Source organism: Frankia sp. CeRuru1 (assembly GCF_977966315.1).
Window position 1 is genome coordinate 1 of sequence record NZ_CDWWEW010000002.1, and the last position, 19,223, is coordinate 19,223.

The window sequence follows — 19,223 nt, forward strand, 5'->3', positions numbered from 1 at the left end:
GGGACCGGGGCGGCGGACCGCGTCACGACGGGGGACGGTCGGCCGGGAGGGTGTTGCCGGGAGGGTGTTGCCGGTATGGGCCGGAGGGGCCCAGGGCGGATGGCCTCCGGTGGGGCTTCCCGGTCCGCCGCCGGTTCGGACCCTGTCGGATCAGGGCGCAGGTCGGATCAGGGTGGTAGCGCGAACTGTCCCGCCGTCCAGCACGGGCGGGTCGCCGCCAGAGGGAGGACCAGAAGTGTCGATCGCAGCCGGGAAGGCTCGGGACGGCCGTGAGCCGACGCTGGGTGAGCTGGTGGCCCTGGCCACTCGCGATGTCTCGTTGCTGGTTCGTCAGGAGATCAACCTGGCCAAGGCCGAGCTCGCCCAGCAGGCGGTGTCAGCTGTGCTCGGAATCGGTTTTCTGGCGGTGGCGGCCGGCCTCGGGTTCTGCGCTCTGATCGCCGTCACGATCTTTCTGGGGGAGCTGTTCACCTGGGCCGGCATCGAGCGTTTCTGGTCCTATCTGCTGACGGCCGGTCTCTACCTCGTCGTTGCGGGGCTGCTGGCCCTGTTCGCGATGGCGCGGTTCCGCAAGCTCTCCCCGCCCGAGCGGACCATCCAGACCGTGCGCGACGACATCACCTGGCTACGTAATCCCACGACCGCCCCAGTCGGGTCGACCGCCCCAGTCGGGTCGGCGGATGCGGCCGCCCACCCGGGCCAGCGCGGGCACTGACACCCCCGCGCTGGGTGCGCGGTGTCCGCCGGTACCCAAGCCTGCCGGCGGTCGGCAGAGGGTCTGGCAACGGAGCCGGCGGCGGACGTTCGAGGGCCGACTGCGGACCCCACGACCGGCCCGTCACGAGCACCGCCGGTCCGGGGCCGAGGGCTGGTCTGCCATCCTGGCAGGCGATGGAGGACACCGTTCCCGAGCCCGCCACCGTCCTGGTCGACGGGCCGTGGCGGCACCGTGACGTGTCTGCCAACGGTACCCGGCTGCACGTGGCGGAGTTGGGGAGTGGCCCGCTCGTCCTGCTGCTGCACGGCTTCCCGCAGTTCTGGTGGGCCTGGCGTCACCAACTCACCGCGCTGGCGGCGGCGGGCTACCGCGTCGTCGCGCCGGACCTGCGCGGCTATGGAGCGAGTGACAAGCCGCCTCGGGGCTATGACGCCTTCACTCTCTCCGATGACGTGGCCGGTCTGGTCAGGGCATTGGGGGAACCGGACGCCGCGGTCGTGGGCCACGACTGGGGTGGGCTGCTTGGCTGGACCACCGCGGTTCGTCACCCGATGGTGGTGCGTCGGCTCGCGATCCTGGCCATGCCTCATCCGCTGCGGCTGCGGCACCAGATCGCGGCGGATCCCCGTGGTCAGGGTGCCGCCAGCCGGTACATGCTCGGTTTTCAGCTGCCATGGCGGCCCGAACGGGTCCTGGTGGCCGAGGACGCCGCCCACGTCGCAACGCTGCTACGCGGCTGGGGAGGACCGGGGTATCCGGATGCCGAGGCCGAGCGGCGATATCGATCGGCAATGCGCATTCCCGGGGTGGCGCACAGCTCCCTGGAGTACCACCGGTGGATCTTCCGGTCGTTGTTCCGGCCCGATGGGGCGCGTTTCGGTAGTGTCCTCCGTCGGTCGCTGCGGATGGAGACCCTGCAGATACACGGGGAAATGGACCGTTGTTTCCTGCCGTCCACCGCCCAGGGCGCCGGGCGTTACGTCAGCGGTCCCTACACCTGGCGCCTGCTCGGTGAGATCGGGCACTTCCCGCATGAGGAGGCCCCCGACCTCGTCAACGCCGAACTGCTCGGCTGGCTTCGTCCCTGAGCGTCGCCCGGCCGCCGGTGCGGGAGTACCGGCGGTCAGTCGCACCCCTGCGTGCTCACCTCCGCCGTGGCGATCACCCCGGCGGCGGCAGGCCTGGCCACTTCGGCGGCGCTCAGGACGTAACCGGTGTCGCTGTCGTTGACGGCCGCGGCGAACACGACGCCCAGGACGTCCCCGCTTTCGGACAACAGGGGTCCACCGGAGTTTCCCGGCAGCACCCGTCCGCGGACCGCGTAGATGTCGCGCAGGACGAGGCCGTGCGAGTAGATGTCCGGGGCCTGGGCGGTCTGATGGTTGCGGACGCGCGCCGCCACAGTGGTGTAGGGCCCGTCCTGGGGATAACCGGCAATCACTGCGGCATCTTCGGCCGCGGCCGGTGGGTTTATCCGGAACCGTAGCGGCGGCCGTTGCAGGTCCGGCACGCGGAGCACGGCGACGTCCCGGTCGGGGTCGAACAGGACGACCTCGGCCGGCAGGGTGCGCGAGGCCAGCACGATCATCGGACGGTGCACCCCGGCTACGACGTGCGCGTTGGTCATGACGCGTTGCGGGGCGATGACGAACCCGGATCCCTCGACCCGTTTGTCGCAGGACCTGGCGACGCCACGGATCTTCACGATGCTCGCCGCCGCGTTGCGGACCCCGGCAGTCTGGGTGGAAGCGGGATCGGGCGGCTCGGCGGCGACGATGCGCCCGCCGCCGAGCCCGGCGAAGACCTCGGGGAAGCCGTTGTTGTCGGCCAGTTGGCGCAGGTCGGCGAATGCACTGCGGACCTCGTTGGGCATCCCGGCGTCCACGGTGGCGAGGATCCGCGATTTCCGGACAGAGCGAGCGAGGGACTCGAAGGGCGACCGATCGACGGCCGTCGCCAGCAGCCAGGCGACAAGAACCACCGATAAGCCGGAGAGCACCGCACCCGCGGCGGCATCGACGGCCCTGCCGGGGCGCCAGGTCACCCGGTCCCGGATGGCGACCCCGACCGCGGTGCCCGCGACCTGCCCGACCAGGGCGAGACCGAGCACGGTCAGGAGACCGACCATGGCGCCGTGGCTCTCCTGACCGATCAGTTCGGCGAAGGGCTTCGCGACCTTGGCACCGAGCACACCGCCGCCGAGGAAGCCGACGAACGACAGCGCGCCCACCAGGAAGCCCTGCCGGTACCCGGAGATCGCGAAGAGCACGGCGAGCAGGAGAAGAACGATGTCCAGGACGTTGAGCACGACGGGCGTCGGTTCGACTCAGGCGATCTTCAGTGTGGCTGTCATGTTGGGATGCAGAGTGCAGACCACCGGGTAGCTACCCGGTTCCGTCACGGAGAAGGTGATGCTCTGTGACTCTCCCGCGGAGACGATGCGCGTGTGTGCCTCGGGAATCCGCGGAATGACGAAGTTGTGCGGCGGGGACTGCGGCGTGACCGAGAAGTCGACGCGGATCCGTCCCGGCCTGGCCACCAGTTCCATCGCGGAGAAGTGCAGGTTCGGCAGGCCCGTGACGGCGAAGATCTGCAGGCCGCCCGCTCCCTCGGTGGGAGTGAGGGAGGGCCCCGCCGACGCGCCGTCCTTGCCCGAGCCGCCGCAGCCCGCGGCGCCCAGGAACAGACCGAGCGCCAGCCCGAGGGCTACCGTGAGCCGGCCCAGCCGGGGTGTCCGTCCGGTCCAGCCCGCCCGGTCCATCCAGGCCACCCGAGCGGGCGGGCGCTGGATACCACCCGGCCGTCGTGACCGCCCCTGCCGGGGGGAGTGGATGGACGGTCGCGGTCCCGCATGGTCACGGTCCGCGGTGCTGGTCATCAGCTGTGCCTCTCGTCGCAGGGCGATGCCGGTGCCGTCGGCGGGCTGGACTTGTCCAGTGACGGGGACTTGTCCAGTGGACCGGACTGTAGCGGTGCAGGGGACGGTGCCGGCGGGCGGGACGTCTGCGCGGGCATGACCGGGGTCCCGCTGGTCGTGGCCCGCGCGACTGGGTAGTCGATGAGCTCGGTGTCGTCCCACGGTCGTTCCCACCCGCCGAGACGGAGAAGAACATCGAGGATGCCCGCGGTGAAGCCCCACACCAGCATGCTGCGGACCCGAAAGGCGGGTCCGGCGAGGCCGGTGCGGTGGCGCAGCATGACCCGGTTGGCCGGGTCGGCCAGCTCCGCGAGTGGCACCCGGACGACCGACGAGGTCTCGGCGGGATCGACGGGCACGACCGCGCACGGAATACGCCACCAGCCGATCACCGGGGTCACGAGATAACGACTGGCGTGCAGGTAGAGCGGGGAGGCGACGGTGAGCACCTCGACCCCCGCGGGATCGAGCCCTACCTCTTCCTCGGCTTCGCGCAGCGCCGTGTGCACCCGCGACTCGTCCGTCGCGTCGGTGGCGCCACCGGGGAACGCGGGCTGGTTGGCATGGCTGCGCAGCTCGGCCGCCCGTTCGAGCAGGAGGATGTCCGGCCCCTCCGGGCCATCATCGCCGAACAGGATGAGTACGGCGGCCGGTCGAGCATCCGCGCCCGCATGACCCGGATGGGTCCGGCTGGTCACGAGGGCCTGCCCGGCCTTCTCCGCCAGAGTGCGCAGCCAGGCCGGGGGCGGGGGGACGGTGGCCCCGTCGGCGTCGAAGGCGCCGCCGGCGTTGGCTGGCATCTCGTTCATCGCAGGGTCTCGACGTCGTTGCGTGTTCCCCGGACCAGCCGGGCCGCCTCGGCAGGCTCAGTGGGGCCGAGCCCGAAGGACGGGCACAGCCGGGCCAGCCCGCAGGCGCCGCAGGCCGGGCGGCGCGAGTGACAGATCCGTCGCCCATGAAAGATCATGCGATCGGAGGCGATGGTCCAGTCCCGCTGTTCGATGAGCGCCGCCAGGTCCGACTCGACCTTGACGGGGTCGGTCTGAGTGGTCAGCCCAAAGCGGCGGGACAGCCGCCCGACGTGAGTGTCGACGGTGATTCCGGGCAGGTCGAACGCATGCCCCAGCACGACGTTCGCCGTCTTGCGACCGACGCCCGGCAAGGTCACCAGGGCCGCCAGCGACCGTGGAACCTCACCGTCGAAGCGTTCGGTCAGGGCCGCGCCGATGCCGATCAGCGAGTTCGCCTTGGCGCGGAAGAACCCGGTCTGTCGCAGCATGTCCTCGAGTTCGGCGCGGTCCGCGCCCGCATAGTCGGCTGCGGTCCGATAACGGGCGAACACTCCAGGAGTGACCTCGTTGACCTTCTTGTCCGTGCACTGGGCCGACAAGACGGTGGCGACCAGCAGTTCGAGAGCGTTGTCGAAGTGCAACGCGATGTGGGCGTCGGGATGGATATTGCCCAGCAGACGCACTATCCGGCGAGCCCGCCGGGTCTTCGCGAGCGGGGTCTCGGCCGCGGCGTCGACGGTTGCGGGCATGTCTGGCAGCGTATCTGCCGGTCGATCCGCCCGTCCGGCACCGCTGCCGGGTGGTCCGAACGGGCTCCGGCCAGGTGGCCGATGCGCGACACACCCACCCCCGGTCGCATGCGATGGTCGCCGGTCGGCCACCATGGAGAGGTCATGTTTGTCATTGCCGCGGTCACCTTTCCCCTGCTGCTTCTCGGCCTTCTGCTGGCGATGGAACGGGTGGAACGTCCGTTGAATGCCGCCGACACCGGTAAGGGCCTCGAGGGCTTCCTCGACAACGCCCGGCCGGATGAGGTCAGCACCTTCGTCAATCAGGGCCTCCCCGCCGCGTTGGAGCGCTACCGGCGGCGTCTGCGCCGACCGCCGCCGGGCAAGCATCGAGCCGCCTGACCGCGCGGGGCTAGGCCGGGCCGATCGGGCCTGTCGGGCCCTGCCGATCGGCCTGTCGGGCCCTGTCGATCGGCCTGTCGGAGCCATCTGGGGGTCCCTGGCCGTGCTCTCTGCCGATAGTCCTGGCATGCTCAGGACCGTGGAGGATCTGCTTGCCCGCGTACCACTGTTCGTAGGGCTGTCCGAGCAGGACCGAATGGCCCTCTCTGACCATCTTGATCGGCAGGATGTCACCCGTGGGGACGTGCTGTTCCGTGAAGGAGATGTCGGGGACCGGGTCTTCGTCGTCCTGTCCGGAAAGGTGAAGATAGGACGTCAGTCGGCCGACGGCCGGGAGAACCTGCTGTCCGTGATGGGTCCCGGAGACCTGTTCGGAGAGCTGTCGTTGTTTGACCCCGGCCCCCGCACGGCTACCGCTACGGCAGTCACGGATGCATCGCTGCTGTCGCTGGAACATACCGCGTTGCGTCCCTGGCTGCGATCACGCCCGGAGGCGGGCGCGATGCTCCTGCGAGTGCTGGCCCGCCGGTTGCGGCGTACCAATGACAACGTTGCTGACATGGTGTTCACGGATGTGCCGGGGCGAGTGGCGAAAGCCCTCCTCGACTTGGCGGAACGCTTCGGAGAGCCGGCACAGCCCGGCAATGAGGCCGCCGGTGTCCGTGTCGAGCACGGACTCACGCAGGAGGAACTGGCCCAGCTGGTGGGCGCATCCCGGGAGACGGTGAACAAGGCGCTCGCCGACTTCGCCACCCGGGGCTGGCTGCGCCTGGACTCCCGCGCGGTCGTGCTGCTCGATCGCGAACGCCTGTCCCGCCGCGCGCGCTGAGGCCGGCGACCGGCGACCGGCGAAAAGCTCGGGGTCCCGCCGGGGCCTCGAGCGCCGGTCGACGCGCGCAAGGCCTGGCCACGGGAGGTGACCGCTCCAGCGGGTTATCCGGCCGTCCCGGCCACGCCCGCGGGGGTGGTGGTCGCGCCGCCGGCGGCGTCGGCGGCCCCGCTGACCGGCAGGTTCCCCAGCAGCCGGCGGGTCTGCGGCGCCTCGCTGACAGCCCCCGTGGCGGTCGCGGCCGCCAGGGCCCGCAGATAGGCGGCACGACCGCCTTCCAGATCGCCGTTGGCCACCAACGCGGTGCCGAGCGCGCGGTAACCGAGCACCTGGGCGCGTACGTCCTCGGCATCCACGTTGACCGCGCGCCGGGCCACGATGAGAGCCTGGGCGGGCTGCCCGGCATCCAACAGGATGCCGGCGAGATGGGCGTATGCCTGCCGGCGGGGGAACATCAGGGTTGCCGGTTCGCTTGCCGACAATGCCTCCCGCAACAGCTCGGTCGCCTCATCGAGCCGCCCGCGAGCCCGGGCGATCTGCGCGACCAGTACCTTCGCCCCGAGCTGGGCATGCGGGCGCAACTCCAGCTGCGCGAGGTCCGCCTGCGCGATCTCGGCGGCCTGCCCGGCCTTGTCCACTTCGCCGGCGTCGAGCCAGGTCAGCCCGAGCAGCACCCGGGCCAGCGCGCCGACGACGACGTGCCCGCGGGCGGCCGCCTCGGCACACGCCTGTTCCAGGTACTCTGCCCCGCGGGCCGGTTCGCCGGTGCCACGGGCCGCCAGCCCACGGGCGACCAGGGTCAGCATCGTTCCCCACGCGTCGCCGATGCTGGCGAACAGCTCAGCGGCCCGCTCCGCGTGGGCCTCGGCGGTGGCGATGTCGCCCAGCTCGGCGGCCGCTATCGCGTCGATGGTGAGGCAGACGGCCATCCCCCACTGCTCGCCCACGGAACTGGCCAGCTCGATCAGTTCGCGGGTGAGTTCGCGGGCCCGGGTGAGCTGCCCGGACAGCAGCAGCACCAGCGCCTCCGTGCCCCGGCACCAGCCGAGGCCGCCGGTGTCCTCGAGCCGGTCGAACACCGCGGACGCCTCGCGCAGCGTCCGCTCGGCGCGGGGGTAGTCCCCCCGGGTGGTGGCGCTCCAGGCCAGGTGCTGCAACGCCCACCCGACCCCGCGGGGGTCGTCGACCTGGCGGGCGATCGCGAGGGCCTCGCGGTAGCGCTCCTCCGCCGCGTCGATGCGGCCAGCGTTGTATTCGAGCATGCCCAGCCGGCGCAACGCGGCGGCCTCCGCGTGGTCGTCACCGGCCTGTTGCGCCGATTCCAGGGCGGTGAGCAGGCACTGCGCCGCCTCTTCGGCGCGTCCCTGCTTCTGGCGCAGCTCGCCGAGCACGGAGAAGGCGGCGGCCCGTCGGGCGGGTGCGTTGGCCCGTAGCGTGGGGCGTAGCGTGCGTTCGGCCTCGTCGAGCTGGCGCAGCGCGACCAGGGCCTCGGCGTGCAGCACGCGGGCGGCATTGTCCTCGTCCGGGTCGATGATGCCGCGGCCCAGACGGCGCGCGTTGGCCAGCAGGTCGGCGGCGGCCCGATGATCGTCTCGGGCCAGCGCCTCGCGCGCCAGCCGGACATGTGCGTGGAACCCGGACATCCGGGACGACCAGGCCGGATCGGTGGCGGGAAGGTTCATCGATGCGGCCAGGTCATAGGCCCGCAGGGCGTGGTTCGCGACAAAGGTGGAGACGGCCCGCGAGCTGCCGACCATCGCCGTCACCCCCCAGCGCGCCGCCGTGGCGTGCCGGCGGGCCCGCTCGACCTTGGGCAGCCCGGCGTAGGCGGCGTCGCGGGCCATGGGATGGACGAACCGCCACCTCGTCTCCGTCGCCCGGGGCGGCCGGGCGAGCTGGCGCTCGGTCAGTACCCGCAGCGCGCGGGTGACCTCCTCGGCGGGCCGTTCGTCGACCACCGGCAGCGCCTCGGCGGGAAACCGCGGGCCGAGCACCGCCGCCGCGCGCAGCACCGCCTTGGCCACCGGGTCGAGATCGTCGATGCGGGCGGCCAGCACCGACTGCACCCCAGCGGGAAGAGTCGCCTCCGTCAGGGAGCCCTCGAGGACCCAGCCCGGCCACTCCCCATTGGTCGTCTCGGCCGACTGGTGCAGCATTCCACGGTCGATCAGCAGGTTGAGCAGCTCCACCAGGAAGAAGGGGTTGCCATGCACCCGGGAGAGCAGATCGGCCCGGCCGCGGGGCTCCAGCTGCACCCCGCCGAGATGATCCTGCAACAGGCGGCTGGAGGCCTCGAGGCTCAGCGGCCGCAGGGCGATGCGATGGATGTGGGGCAGCTCGGCGAGCCGTGGACCCGTCCGGTCCAGCAGCACAAGCAGAACCGGTCCGGACAACGCCGAGGCCAGCCGGCTCATCGCGTCGCTGAGCTGGCTGGTCGCCCATTCCAGATCGTCGATCATGACCAGGATGGGCCCGGAGGACGCGAGCGCGCCGAGGAGCAGGGCGACCGCGTCCACCGTCGCGTCGACGGACCGCTGTTCGGCCTCCGCGATGTGCGAGGCCCGGGCCGCCGGATCCCCCGGAGCCGCCGCGGTGGCGACGGCGGACCGCCGGTCGAGCGGAACGCCGAGCAGCAGCAGCAGTCGGTCGGCGATGCCGGGTGGCAGCCGGGCACCGCTGTGCGGATGCGCCAGCCCCGCCACAGTTCGCCGGACGCGGTCGGCCACCCGGTCGAGGGAGTCGCCGTCGGTCACCCCGCACGCGTTGCGAACGACGTCGACCAGGGGCGCCAGCCCATGGCCGTCACCGTGCCGGACCGTCCGTCCCCAGAGCACCGTCGTGCCAGGGGCCCGCTCCGCCCGACAGGCGAGTTCGACGGCCAACCGGGTCTTGCCGATCCCGGCCTCCCCGGTGATCAGCGCCACCTCGGGTGACCGGTTGGTGACGACCAGGTCGAACAGATCGGTCAGCGAGGTGAGCTCGGCGTCCCGGCCGAGGAACATGGCGTCGTCGGCGAGTCCGGGGCGGGCGACGTTCGACGGGCGCAGGCTCACCAGCTCATAGGCTGGGACGGGCTCCCGCTTGCCCTTGAGGACCAGGTCGGGCAGCTCTCGCCAGGTAGCCACGGACCGGGTGGCGAGCGCGGTCTCCCGGCCGGCGTAGACGGTGCCGATCGTGGCCGCGGCCGACAACCGGGCGGCGGTGTTCACGGTATCGCCGATCACGGTGTAGGAGAGTGCGGCCTGCACCCCCGCGAGGACCTCGCCGGTGTTGACGCCCACCCGCAGGCCGAGCCGGCCGTCATCGTCACCCCCCGTGGAGGTGAGCACCAGCCGACGAACGGTCTCCTGCATCGCGGCGGCGGCCCGAACGGCACGTTCAGGGTCGTCCTCATGGGCGGTGGGGGCCCCGAAGACGGCCATGATGCCGTCGCCGGTAAGGTTGTCGACGCGGCCGCCGACCTCGTCGATCTCGTGGGCGAGGGCGGCGAGGACCCGATCGGTCATCTCCCCGACGCGTTCCGGATCGCGATCCTCCGCCCAGGCGGTGAAGTCGGACAGATCACCGAACAGAACGGTGACGACCCGGCGCTCGGAAGCATCTACCGCGGGACTCTCGACCGAGGTGAACTCCAAGCCGCAGTGGTAGCAGAATCGTCCGCCCGGAACGGCCGCCGAGCTGCACCGGGGGCACCGCAGCGGGCCCGTGTGCGGAGCTGTGATCACCATGGGTGGGGCCTCCCGTCCGGGTGGCCGGTGGGTGGGGGGCCGGACCGGTCGCCCGGTTTCCGGCTGGTCGAAATCGTCATCCTGCGCACGGGCGGTTCCCTCCGTGCCAGAGTTTAGTGGCCTGGGTCTCCTTCCCCGAATCCCGTCCTGTCGGATGACCGACCGCAGCCGCGTCGATGCTGCTGCGATACCGCCGCGTGGTATCGATCCGATATCTCTCGGTGGTGTGAGGCGGCCGTCCGGCTACCGCTGCCACGGACGTGCCGCTCGCCATCGGCATTCCGGCTGGCCGGCTGGGCTGATCAGGCGCCGTCGGGGTGCTCCCGCAGGTAGGTCAGCTGGGCGCGGACCGACAGTTCCGCCGCGAACCACAGGGCGCGGTCGACGTCCGCGTAGACCCGGCGGACCACGTCGGCCGCATCCGCCTCCGCGGCGTTGACCCCGGCGTCCACCAGAGCACGCCGCACCTGGTCGAGCCGGCTGTGGCGGTGAGCCAGATAGCGCTCGGCCGCGTGGCCGGCCGCGGGCAGTTCGGGGCCGTGGCCGGGCAGCACGGTGGTCTCGCCGAGTTCCCGCAGCAGCCGCAGGCTGTCCAGGTAGTCGCCGAGACGGCCGTCCGGGTGGGCGACCACGGTACTGCCACGCCCGAGAATCGTGTCTCCGGTCAGCACCGCCGGACCGGGCAGGAGGCCGCCGGAGGCCGGGCCCGGCTCCGGCCGGTCCCGGTAATCCGCGGGGTGCTCGTCTCCGCCGGGCGGCCCGTCTTCCCCGAGTAGAAAGAACGACAACGAGTCGGCGGTGTGCCCCGGAGTGGGGAGGACCCGGAGCTCGATGCCGGCCGTGGCGATCACATCGCCGGCCGTGAGCCCCTCCGATCCCAGCCGGAAGACGGGGTCGAGCGCCCGGACCGGGGCGCCGGTGAGATCGTGCAACGTGGCTGCGCCGGCACTGTGGTCGACATGGCCGTGGGTCAGCAGAATCAGGTCGACGCGGCCGGCCGCCGCGACCGCCGCCAGATGTCCGGCGTGGTCCGGGCCGGGGTCCACGACCACACACCTCTCCTCGCCGGCGGCGCGCAGGATCCAGGTGTTGGTGCCGTCGAGCGTCATCGGGCCCGGATTCGGAGCGAGAAGCACGGCGGCCAGGGGAGTGATCTGTCGAGGCGCGGCCATGGCTACTGCTGCGCCCGGTCGGCGGGGCCCGCGTCCCGCAGGTCGTCGTGGTTTCCCGGGTCGTCGTATGCCTCGTCATGCGGCAGCAGGAGGCGCGCTTCGCCGCCGCTGACCAGAATCCTCGGCATGATCGGCGACAGGTCGCGGGCGTGGGCGGCGGCCAGCACCGCCGCGACGTCGTCGTATTCGGACAGTTCGGCGAGGGTGAACGCGGTGGGTGGCAGCATGTCCATCGTTCCGGCCATCTGGCGTTCGAGGGCGTCCGCGGGGCGTATCCACTGCATCCGGTCCGCCTCGCTGGAGGGCTGGCCGGGATGCTGGCCCGTGGGAAGCGCCGCGACGAAGAACCTGGTGTCGTACCGTTGCGGCTCGGTCTCGGGAGTCACCCATCTGGCCCAGGGGGCGAGGAGATCGGCCCGCAGCACGAGGGAGTATTTGCGGAGCAGGGCGCTCAGGCCGAGCTCGTGCCGTTCCAGTGCGAGGCGCTCGGCGGCCCGCACCTGATCGCTGAGCGCCTCCGGGCCGCCGCCGAGCCGGCCGTCCTCGCCCGCCACCGCGCCGGCCAGCAGGATCCCGCATTCCTCGAAGGTCTCCCGCACGGCGGCACAGACGAGCGCGCGGGCGAGTGCGGGATCAGCGTCGAGCGCGTGCATGACCTCGGCGACCGATGGACCCGCCCAGGGCACGTCCGGCCCCATATCGGCCGGATCTACTCGTCCACCTGGGAATGCGTACATCCCACCGGCGAACGCCATGGTCGCTGCCCGGCGCAGCAGGTATGCCTCGATCCCCTGGTTACCCGGCGCGTCGCGCAGCAGCACGACCGTCGAGGCGTCGCGCACCGCCGCGGGTGGCGCGGGCGGATGGCGCGCCGTCACCTCGTCGCGGCGGCCTCCGTCGGCCGGGGACCAGCGCAGCCGAGCGATCAGGGCAGCCTTGTGGTCGACCATTGCCCAGATGCTAGAGCCGTTGGTGCCGAGGCGGGGTTTGTTTGTCCCGGCGGCCGCGGCGCGCCGCCGCGACCCCGAGGCCGGCACCGGCGGGACCGCCTACTACCCCCCGAGCACCAGTTCGATCTCGACCGGTGCGCCCAGCGGCAGCGCCGAGACACCGACGGCCGAGCGGGCATGCTGACCGGCCTCGCCGAAGACCGCCGCGAGCAGTTCGCTCGCCCCGTTGACGACCGTTGGCTGGCCGGTGAAGCCGGGGGCGCTCGCGACGAATCCAACCACCTTGATGATCCGGGTGATCCCGTCGAGTCCGTCGGCCACCGACGCCGCTGCCGCCAGCGCGTTGAGCGCGGCCGTCCGGGCGAGCTCCGCGGCCTGCTCGACGGTCACCTCGGCGCCCGCGCCCACCAGGCCGGTGTGGGCCAGCCGGCCGTCCACCAGCGGGAGCTGACCGGCCGTCCAGATCAGGCCGCCCGCCCGGACCGCGGGAAGGTAGGCGCCGGCCGGGGTCGGGACCGGCGGCAGCGTCAGGCCCAGCGCCGCCAGGCGTTCGCTCGGTGCGGCCATGTCAGGACTGGCTCTTGGGACGCTTGAAGTAGGCGACGAGGCTCTCGGGGTTGGGACCGGGAACGATCTGGACCAGCTCCCAGCCGTCCTCACCCCAGTTGTCGAGAATCTGCTTGGTGGCGTGGATCAGCACCGGCGCCGTCACGTACTCCCACTTCGTCTGCATGACACCGGACCTTAGAGCATCGCGCCGACGGTTCCGGACACCCGTGTCACCGGGCCCGAGCCTTCGCCGCCACATCGTCCCGGTCACCTCTCCCCACATCCCCTACCTTGGCTCGCCCCGCGGTGCGCCGCGGGTTTTCTCCCGGCTCACCACCGTGGTGGGGACCGTGCACGCGGGTACGGTCAAGCCTGTGAACGGCGAGAACACCGTGACCGACAGCGAGAACGCTGTGATCGACAGTGAGAACACCGTGACCAAGGAAGTGAGTAGCGAGGTGGCCGGTCCATGGGACCGGCGGTTGCACATCGTTACCGGCAAGGGCGGTACCGGCAAGACGACCGTGGCCGGCGCGTTGGCCGTGGCGCTTGCGACCGATGGTCGTCGAGTCCTGCTCACCGAGGTCGAGGGCCGGCAGCAGATCGCGCAGCTGTTCGACACCCCTCCGTTGCCCTACCGGGAGCGCAAGGTGGCCAGCGCTCCCGGCGGCGGGGAGGTGTTCGCGTTGGCGATCGACGCGGACGAGGCCCTGCTGGAGTATCTAGAGATGTTCTACAACCTGCGGCGGGCCGGGAGGGCCCTGGGCAGGATCGGCGCGGTGGATTTCGCCACGACCGTCGCTCCCGGGGTTCGCGACGTGCTGCTCACCGGCAAGGTCAAGGAGGCGGTCAACCGGCCCGACGCCACCCGGCCGGGAGGGCTGGCCTACGACGCGGTGGTGCTCGACGCGCCGCCCACCGGTCGGATCACCCGGTTTCTCAACGTCACCGCGGAGGTGGCGGGGCTGGCCAAGGTCGGGCCGATCCGGGCCCAGGCCGACAGCGTGATGGCCGTGCTGGCGCCCGATCGGGCCGCCGTGCATCTGGTCACCCTCCTCGAGGAGATGCCGGTGCAGGAGACGGTGGACGGCGTGGCCGAGCTGACCCGCGCTGGTCTGCCGCTCGGCGGTGTGGTGGTCAACATGACCCGCCCGCCCCTGCTGCGCGCGAAGGAGTCCCGCCTAGCCCGGCGCGGGGAGCTGGACCGGGAAGAGATTGCCGCCGGGATCAAGGAGGCTGGGATGGAGCCCACCCCTGAGCTGGTCGAGGCGCTGGCCTGGGAGGCGGCCCAGCACGCCGATCGCGTCGCGCTGGAGGCGGCTGAGCGTGCGGAGATCGCCGGGCTCGGCCGCCCCGTGTATGAGGTGCCGCTGGTCGCGGACGGCGTCGACCTCGGCACTGTCTACCGGTTCGCGGAGATGCTGCGGGCGCAGCAGATGGTGGCATGAGCTCCGCGTGCCCGACGCCCGGTGCACCACGGCGGGAACCCGGGGCGCCGTCCGCCGGGCCGTCCGCGGGGCGGCGAAGGCCGGCAGCGGGGAGCGTCCGGCAGTCGGCGGCGCGTCGCGGCGGGCCGGGAACGCGCCGGACGCGTCCGCATCCGGCCGGCGTGCCACTGCTCGACGTCGACGCGATGCTCGACACGGAACGAATCGTGGTCTGCTGTGGCTCGGGTGGGGTCGGCAAGACGACCATGGCCGCGGCGCTCGCGCTGCGGGCGGCCGAGCGCGGGCGCAACGTCGTCGTCCTGACGATCGACCCGGCGCGGCGACTCGCCCAGGCCCTGGGCCTGACCGCGCTCGACAACACCCCACGCGAGGTGGCCGGTGCCGACGGTGCCGCCGGTGGTCGCCTCGACGCGATGATGCTGGACATGAAGCGGACGTTCGACGAGATCGTCCTGGCGCACAGCACCCCCGAGCGGGCCGAGGCCCTCCTTGCCAACCCCTTCTACCAGTCGCTGTCGTCCTCCTTCGCCGGCACCCAGGAATACATGGCGATGGAGAAGCTCGGCCAGCTCGACGCCACCGGCACGTGGGATCTGATCGTGGTCGACACGCCCCCGACCCGGTCGGCGCTGGACTTCCTCGATGCTCCGACGAGGCTCGGGGCCTTCCTCGACGGAAGGCTGCTACGACTGTTGCTCGCGCCGGCGAAGGCCGGCGGGCGGGCGTACGTGAAGGTGCTCGGCGCCGGCCTCGGCATGTTCACCCGAGTCCTCACCAAGGTGCTCGGCGCCCAACTGCTGACCGACGTCAGCCAGTTCGTGGCGGCACTGGAGACGATGTTCGGTGGCTTCCGGGCGAGGGCGGAGGAGACCTACCGCCTGCTCGGCGATCCCGGCACCTCGTTCATCGTGGTCGCCGCGCCCGAGGCCGCGGCGCTACGGGAGGCGTCCTACTTCGTCGATCGGCTCGACGCGGAGGGGATGCCCCTCGCCGGACTGGTCGTGAACCGGATGCACCACAGCGATGCCGAGGCGCTCAACGTCGAGCGCAGCCTCGCCGCCGCCGAGAACCTCGAGGAGCACGGGGAGCATCCGCTTGCCGCCGCGGTGCTGCGCATCCACGCCGATCGGGTCCGGCTGGCGAGCCGGGAGGCGCGGCTGCGGGAGCGGTTCACCAGCGCCCATCCCGACACCCCGATGGTGGAGGTGGAGGCGTTGTCGGAAGACGTGCACGATCTCGTCGGACTGCGGGAGATCGGCGATGCGCTCGCGCGTGACGAACGGCTGGATCGGACCGCTTGATCAGCTTGATCAGCCTGATCGGCGAGCCCCGGTTCATCCGGGCGAGAGAACGCGGTTGACAGCGGACGTGTGTGATCCCGGACCGGGACGACGTTGTCCTCGGGCGGGGATAGCCGGCGAAGGATCCGATCGGCCTTGGGGGACTGGTCGGACCACCGCTGAATCAGCCGGCGGAGGCCGATCTGTGATCGGCCTGGGCGTCCGTGAGCAGCTTCCGCCAAGACGTGACGTCCGGGCGGCGACGTAGCAGCGCGCGACGCTCCCGTTCGGTCATGCCCCCCCAGACGCCGAACTCGACGTGGTTGTCGAGAGCGTCCGCGAGGCACTCGGTGCGGACGGCGCAGCCGAAGCACCGGGTCTTCACCCGGTTCTGGGCGGCGCCCTGGACGAACAGCTCATCCGGGTCGAGGTCGCGACAGGCGGCGTGGGCCGTCCAGTCGCCGTCGACGGTGGAACCCACGAGATGGGTCGTGTTGGCACGGCGTGGCGTGCTGACGGTGGGGGTCAGGCTTCTGGTCATGCCACCTGCCTTTCTTCTCGAGTCCGGGTCAGGGGCCCGTGCGGGTGGTGACGTGGCGTTGCCCCGAAACCGTACGGAGTGGCGTGGCCACGGCACAGACCCCACACGGGTGGTTGTCCAAATGACTAGTCCGGGCCATTGATCCGGATCGCCATGGTAGTGCTGTCTGTGACTTCCGCATGTCTGTTGCGTGACAATGAGGTATCGGCTCGGAGGTGGTGCGGGTTCTTCATCGCTTCGTTTCCGTTTTGACGAGATTGCCCCACTGTGGGACAGAAATCGCGATGACGCCTAAAAGTAGAGGTGTGGAGCGTGGACGGCGGGGCAGCCGGTGTGGAGGTTGTCACGGTCCTCCGGGGCGCGCCCGGGACCGGCAGGGTCGCCGGCCGGGGCTGGAACTGCGACGTCCCAGCTCACGGCATTATCGGCTGCGATGGGCCGCCGCCTTGCGGTGTTCGTGGAAATCGGGGTGGCGGGGGTGGCGCTTGTTGATCGAATGTTGGCCCGTATGCTCCGACGGGTGGCCCAGCCTGGCTGGACGGAGGTCCCTGGATGACCGCGCCCCCTGGGCACCCCACGCCCGGTCGTGGGCGGTTCGAGGATTCCGCCCGCGATCGTGTACCGGGGCGCCGGTACGAGCCTGACGAACTCCGCTTCGGCGACGTCGACCAGCCCGCGCCTCGTCCCCTCGCATCATCGGCCCGCCGGCTGGGGTTCGTGGCCACGCGGCTGCTCGGCGCCGGTGTGATCAGCGTGGTGGCGGGTGTGCTCGTCGGCATGCTGGCCCTGCCGGTGGTGGGGGCGGCCGGACTGACCGTCAAGGGCGGCGCGGACGACTTCCTCGACCTGCCGGCCAACCTGGCTGTCCCCCCGCTGGCCCAGGCGTCGCGCGTCCTCGACGCGCGGGGGAACGTCCTCGCCGTGCTGCGCGGGGAGCAGGACCGCGAGGTCGTGTCCCTGGGCCGCGTTCCGCCGGTGATGCGTCAGGCGATCATCGACATCGAGGATTCCCGGTTCTACGAGCACGACGGGCTGGATTACAAGAGTCTCGTCCGGGCGTATCTCACCAACCGGGAGAACGGCGAGGTCACCCAGGGCGGCTCGACCCTGACCCAGCAGTACGTCAAGAACGTTCTTCTGATGTCCGCGACGACGGCCGAGGCGAAGGAGGCCGCGACCGAGCAGACCGTCCAGCGCAAGCTTCGGGAAGCGCGTTATGCGCTGTACCTCGAAGCCCATCTGAGTAAGGACGAGATCCTCGAGCGTTATCTCAACATCGCCTACTTCGGCGATGGCGCGTACGGCGTCCAGGTAGCCGCGCAGCACTACTTCAACGTCGACGTCGACAAGCTCACCCTGCCGCAGGCGGCGCTGCTGGCCGGCCTGGTGAAAAACCCGACCGCCTTCAACCCGGTGATGCATCCGCAGGCGGCGCGGGAACGGCGCAACGTGGTCCTCGACCGCATGTTCGAACTTCATCACATCGACGCGGCGGCCTTTCACCAGGCGCACGACGGCGAGGTGGTGCTCAACCGGCCGCCCCACTCGGCCGATCCCTGCGCCGACTCGGTCGCGCCGTTCTTCTGCGCCCTCGTGCGCCAGCGGCTGCTGAACGACAGATCCTTCGCCCCGACGGAGGAGGACGCGCGCAGACTGCTGTTCGAGGGCGGCCTCACGATCAGAACGACGCTGGACCCGGTGGCGCAACAGGCGGCGCAGTCGGCCGCGACCGAGGTCATCCCGATCGGGAACCGGGTGGCGGCGAGCGTCGCGATGGTGCAGCCGAACACCGGCCAGGTGCTCGCCCTGGCGATCAACCGGGTCTACGGCCCGGCGGCGGACGGACAGCCCGCCGCCCTGTCCACGGACTTCGTCCACACCAAGGAGATCTATCCCGTCGACGAGGACTCGTTCTCCCCGGGATCGACCTACAAGGTGTTCACTCTGATCTCCGCGCTCGAATCGGGACTACCGCTTTCCACGACGCTGCACGCCCCCCTCTGCTACCACTCGAACGTCTTCCCGAACCCGGATCCCCAGGGCAAGAACTGCTACGGCAACGCCGATTCCAGCGAGGACGGTTTCTACTCGTTGACGACCGCCACCTGGTCATCGGTCAACACTTACTACATCCAGCTCGCCGAGAAGCTGGGCGTGCTGAAGACGGCCGAGGTGGCCCGTCGCATGGGCGTCACCTCGTGCCGGATCCGGCAGCACAACAACAACGATCCCGAATGCAGGGGGGTGGACGGGATCGGCCGGGTTGACGGCTCCTCCACCCTCGGATCCAACGAGATCAGCACCCTCGATCTGGCGACCGCCTACGCGACGTTGGCCGCGCGGGGCAGGAAGTGCGACGCGCGGACCGTGCTCGCGATCACCCAGCGGGTGGGCGGGACGGACCGGCCGCTTCCCTTCGACACCGGCGCTCCCTGCCAGCAGGTGCTCGACCCGAAGATTGCGGACAAGGTCAGCGCCGTGCTGCAGGGGGTCATCAACCACGGGACGGCCAGCGGGAACGGGCAGATCGGCCGGCCGGCCGCCGGCAAGACCGGCACCGCGGAGGGGTTCAGCACCGCCTCCTTCGCGGGTTACATCCCCCAGCTCGCCGCGGCCGTGACCCTCGCGGACCCGCGCGGACCGACGTCGCATCCCCTGATCAATGTGAAGGGTCGCAACGTCTTCGGTGGCGGATATCCCGCCCAGGTGTGGTCCCGCACGATGATCCGGACGATCGCCGGCCTCGGGCTACCGGTCGAACCGCTGCCGACCCCGGACAACACCCAGCCCAAGGTGCCGACGAAGGTACTGCCGGACGTGGTCGGGCAGCCGCAGCAGGTCGCCGAGCAGACGCTCGTCCAGCTGGGCTTCCATGTCAGGTCGCAGCCGGTCCCGCATCCGGCGCCTCCCGGCACCGTCGTGGCGATGTCGCCCGCCCCAGGCAGTGAGGTCTCGCTCAACACCGAGGTCACCCTGCAGATCTCCGGGGGGCTGACCGGCACGGCCGTCCTGCCGGGTGGATCGGCGCTACCCGGCTTCGGAACGCTCGCCCAGCCGAATGACGGCCGACCGGCCGGGGGCGGCCAGCCGGGCACGGACCTGCGTCGGCAGCTGAACGCTTCAGGCGGCTCGGGGCCGTTGGCCCGGGAGGACGGCAGGGGTGGCCGGGG

The 19,223-nt window shown here is 71.3% G+C and carries 17 protein-coding genes; 7 read left to right on the forward strand and 10 right to left on the reverse strand.

Annotated features, from left to right (window positions below):
* The first annotated feature begins 235 nt into the window (after window positions 1–235).
* Both AC08OP_RS00245 and AC08OP_RS00250 read left to right on the forward strand, forming a co-directional pair.
* On the forward strand, window positions 236–715 hold the full coding sequence (locus AC08OP_RS00245) for a phage holin family protein (protein ID WP_476612352.1): 480 nt from the start codon (window positions 236–238) through the stop codon (window positions 713–715).
* A gap of 176 nt (window positions 716–891) precedes the next feature.
* Entirely contained in the window at window positions 892–1,806 is a 915-nt protein-coding gene (locus AC08OP_RS00250) for an alpha/beta fold hydrolase (RefSeq protein WP_476594877.1), read from the forward strand.
* A 35-nt stretch (window positions 1,807–1,841) separates the two neighbouring features.
* Here AC08OP_RS00250 and AC08OP_RS00255 read toward each other — a convergent pair whose 3' ends face one another.
* The 4 genes from AC08OP_RS00255 to nth are packed head-to-tail and all read right to left on the reverse strand — an operon-like array spanning window position 1,842 to window position 5,175.
* Window positions 1,842–3,026 carry a MarP family serine protease gene (locus AC08OP_RS00255; RefSeq protein WP_476612353.1) on the reverse strand — a complete coding sequence of 395 codons (1,185 nt, stop codon included), beginning with the start codon at window positions 3,024–3,026 and terminating at the stop codon, window positions 1,842–1,844.
* Between the two features lie 18 nt (window positions 3,027–3,044).
* A complete protein-coding gene (locus tag AC08OP_RS00260; protein WP_476612354.1) occupies window positions 3,045–3,596 on the reverse strand; it encodes a hypothetical protein in 552 nt (183 codons plus the stop codon).
* A complete protein-coding gene (locus tag AC08OP_RS00265) occupies window positions 3,596–4,444 on the reverse strand; it encodes an NUDIX hydrolase (protein WP_476612355.1) in 849 nt (282 codons plus the stop codon). Before AC08OP_RS00265 ends, AC08OP_RS00260 begins: the two co-directional genes overlap by 1 nt.
* Entirely contained in the window at window positions 4,441–5,175 is a 735-nt protein-coding gene (gene nth / locus AC08OP_RS00270) for an endonuclease III (RefSeq protein WP_476591551.1), read from the reverse strand. Before nth ends, AC08OP_RS00265 begins: the two co-directional genes overlap by 4 nt.
* Before the next feature lie 144 nt (window positions 5,176–5,319).
* Here nth and AC08OP_RS00275 point away from each other — a divergent pair, with 144 nt between their 5' ends.
* Together AC08OP_RS00275 and AC08OP_RS00280 are read left to right on the forward strand one after the other, a co-directional pair.
* The gene (locus tag AC08OP_RS00275) at window positions 5,320–5,556 is read left to right on the forward strand and encodes a hypothetical protein (protein ID WP_023840719.1); all 237 of its coding nucleotides are present in this window, start codon (window positions 5,320–5,322) and stop codon (window positions 5,554–5,556) included.
* Between the two features lie 127 nt (window positions 5,557–5,683).
* Window positions 5,684–6,385 carry a Crp/Fnr family transcriptional regulator gene (locus AC08OP_RS00280; protein ID WP_476591550.1) on the forward strand — a complete coding sequence of 234 codons (702 nt, stop codon included), beginning with the start codon at window positions 5,684–5,686 and terminating at the stop codon, window positions 6,383–6,385.
* A 104-nt stretch (window positions 6,386–6,489) separates the two neighbouring features.
* On the opposite strand, the gene AC08OP_RS00285 is transcribed toward AC08OP_RS00280, so the two are convergent.
* The 5 genes from AC08OP_RS00285 to AC08OP_RS00305 form a co-directional block, all read right to left on the reverse strand.
* Window positions 6,490–10,113 (reverse strand): tetratricopeptide repeat protein, encoded by a 3,624-nt coding sequence (locus AC08OP_RS00285; RefSeq protein WP_476612356.1) that lies wholly within the window; start codon window positions 10,111–10,113, stop codon window positions 6,490–6,492.
* Window positions 10,114–10,415: 302 nt separating this feature from the next.
* Window positions 10,416–11,285, reverse strand: a complete 870-nt coding sequence (locus tag AC08OP_RS00290; RefSeq protein ID WP_476612357.1) for an MBL fold metallo-hydrolase — start codon at window positions 11,283–11,285, stop codon at window positions 10,416–10,418.
* A gap of 2 nt (window positions 11,286–11,287) precedes the next feature.
* Window positions 11,288–12,235: an NUDIX hydrolase gene (locus tag AC08OP_RS00295; protein WP_476612358.1), complete on the reverse strand. Its 948-nt coding sequence runs from the start codon at window positions 12,233–12,235 to the stop codon at window positions 11,288–11,290.
* 102 nt (window positions 12,236–12,337) lie between these two features.
* Entirely contained in the window at window positions 12,338–12,802 is a 465-nt protein-coding gene (locus tag AC08OP_RS00300) for a RidA family protein (protein ID WP_476604910.1), read from the reverse strand.
* A gap of 1 nt (window position 12,803) precedes the next feature.
* The gene (locus AC08OP_RS00305; RefSeq protein ID WP_462185919.1) at window positions 12,804–12,968 is read right to left on the reverse strand and encodes a DUF4177 domain-containing protein; all 165 of its coding nucleotides are present in this window, start codon (window positions 12,966–12,968) and stop codon (window positions 12,804–12,806) included.
* A 232-nt stretch (window positions 12,969–13,200) separates the two neighbouring features.
* On the opposite strand from AC08OP_RS00305, the gene bagA reads away from it, so the two are divergent.
* Window positions 13,201–14,232, forward strand: a complete 1,032-nt coding sequence (gene bagA / locus AC08OP_RS00310) for an ATPase BagA (protein WP_476594878.1) — start codon at window positions 13,201–13,203, stop codon at window positions 14,230–14,232.
* Window positions 14,229–15,533, forward strand: a complete 1,305-nt coding sequence (gene bagB, locus AC08OP_RS00315; RefSeq protein WP_476612359.1) for an ATPase BagB — start codon at window positions 14,229–14,231, stop codon at window positions 15,531–15,533. The genes bagA and bagB overlap by 4 nt, the downstream gene beginning before the upstream one ends.
* A gap of 163 nt (window positions 15,534–15,696) precedes the next feature.
* Here bagB and AC08OP_RS00320 read toward each other — a convergent pair whose 3' ends face one another.
* A complete protein-coding gene (locus AC08OP_RS00320; RefSeq protein ID WP_462185921.1) occupies window positions 15,697–16,053 on the reverse strand; it encodes a WhiB family transcriptional regulator in 357 nt (118 codons plus the stop codon).
* A 552-nt stretch (window positions 16,054–16,605) separates the two neighbouring features.
* Between AC08OP_RS00320 and AC08OP_RS00325 the strand changes: the two genes are divergently transcribed.
* Window positions 16,606–19,223, forward strand: a 2,618-nt coding sequence (locus AC08OP_RS00325; RefSeq protein WP_476612360.1) for a penicillin-binding protein, incomplete at its 3' end; no start/stop codon positions are given.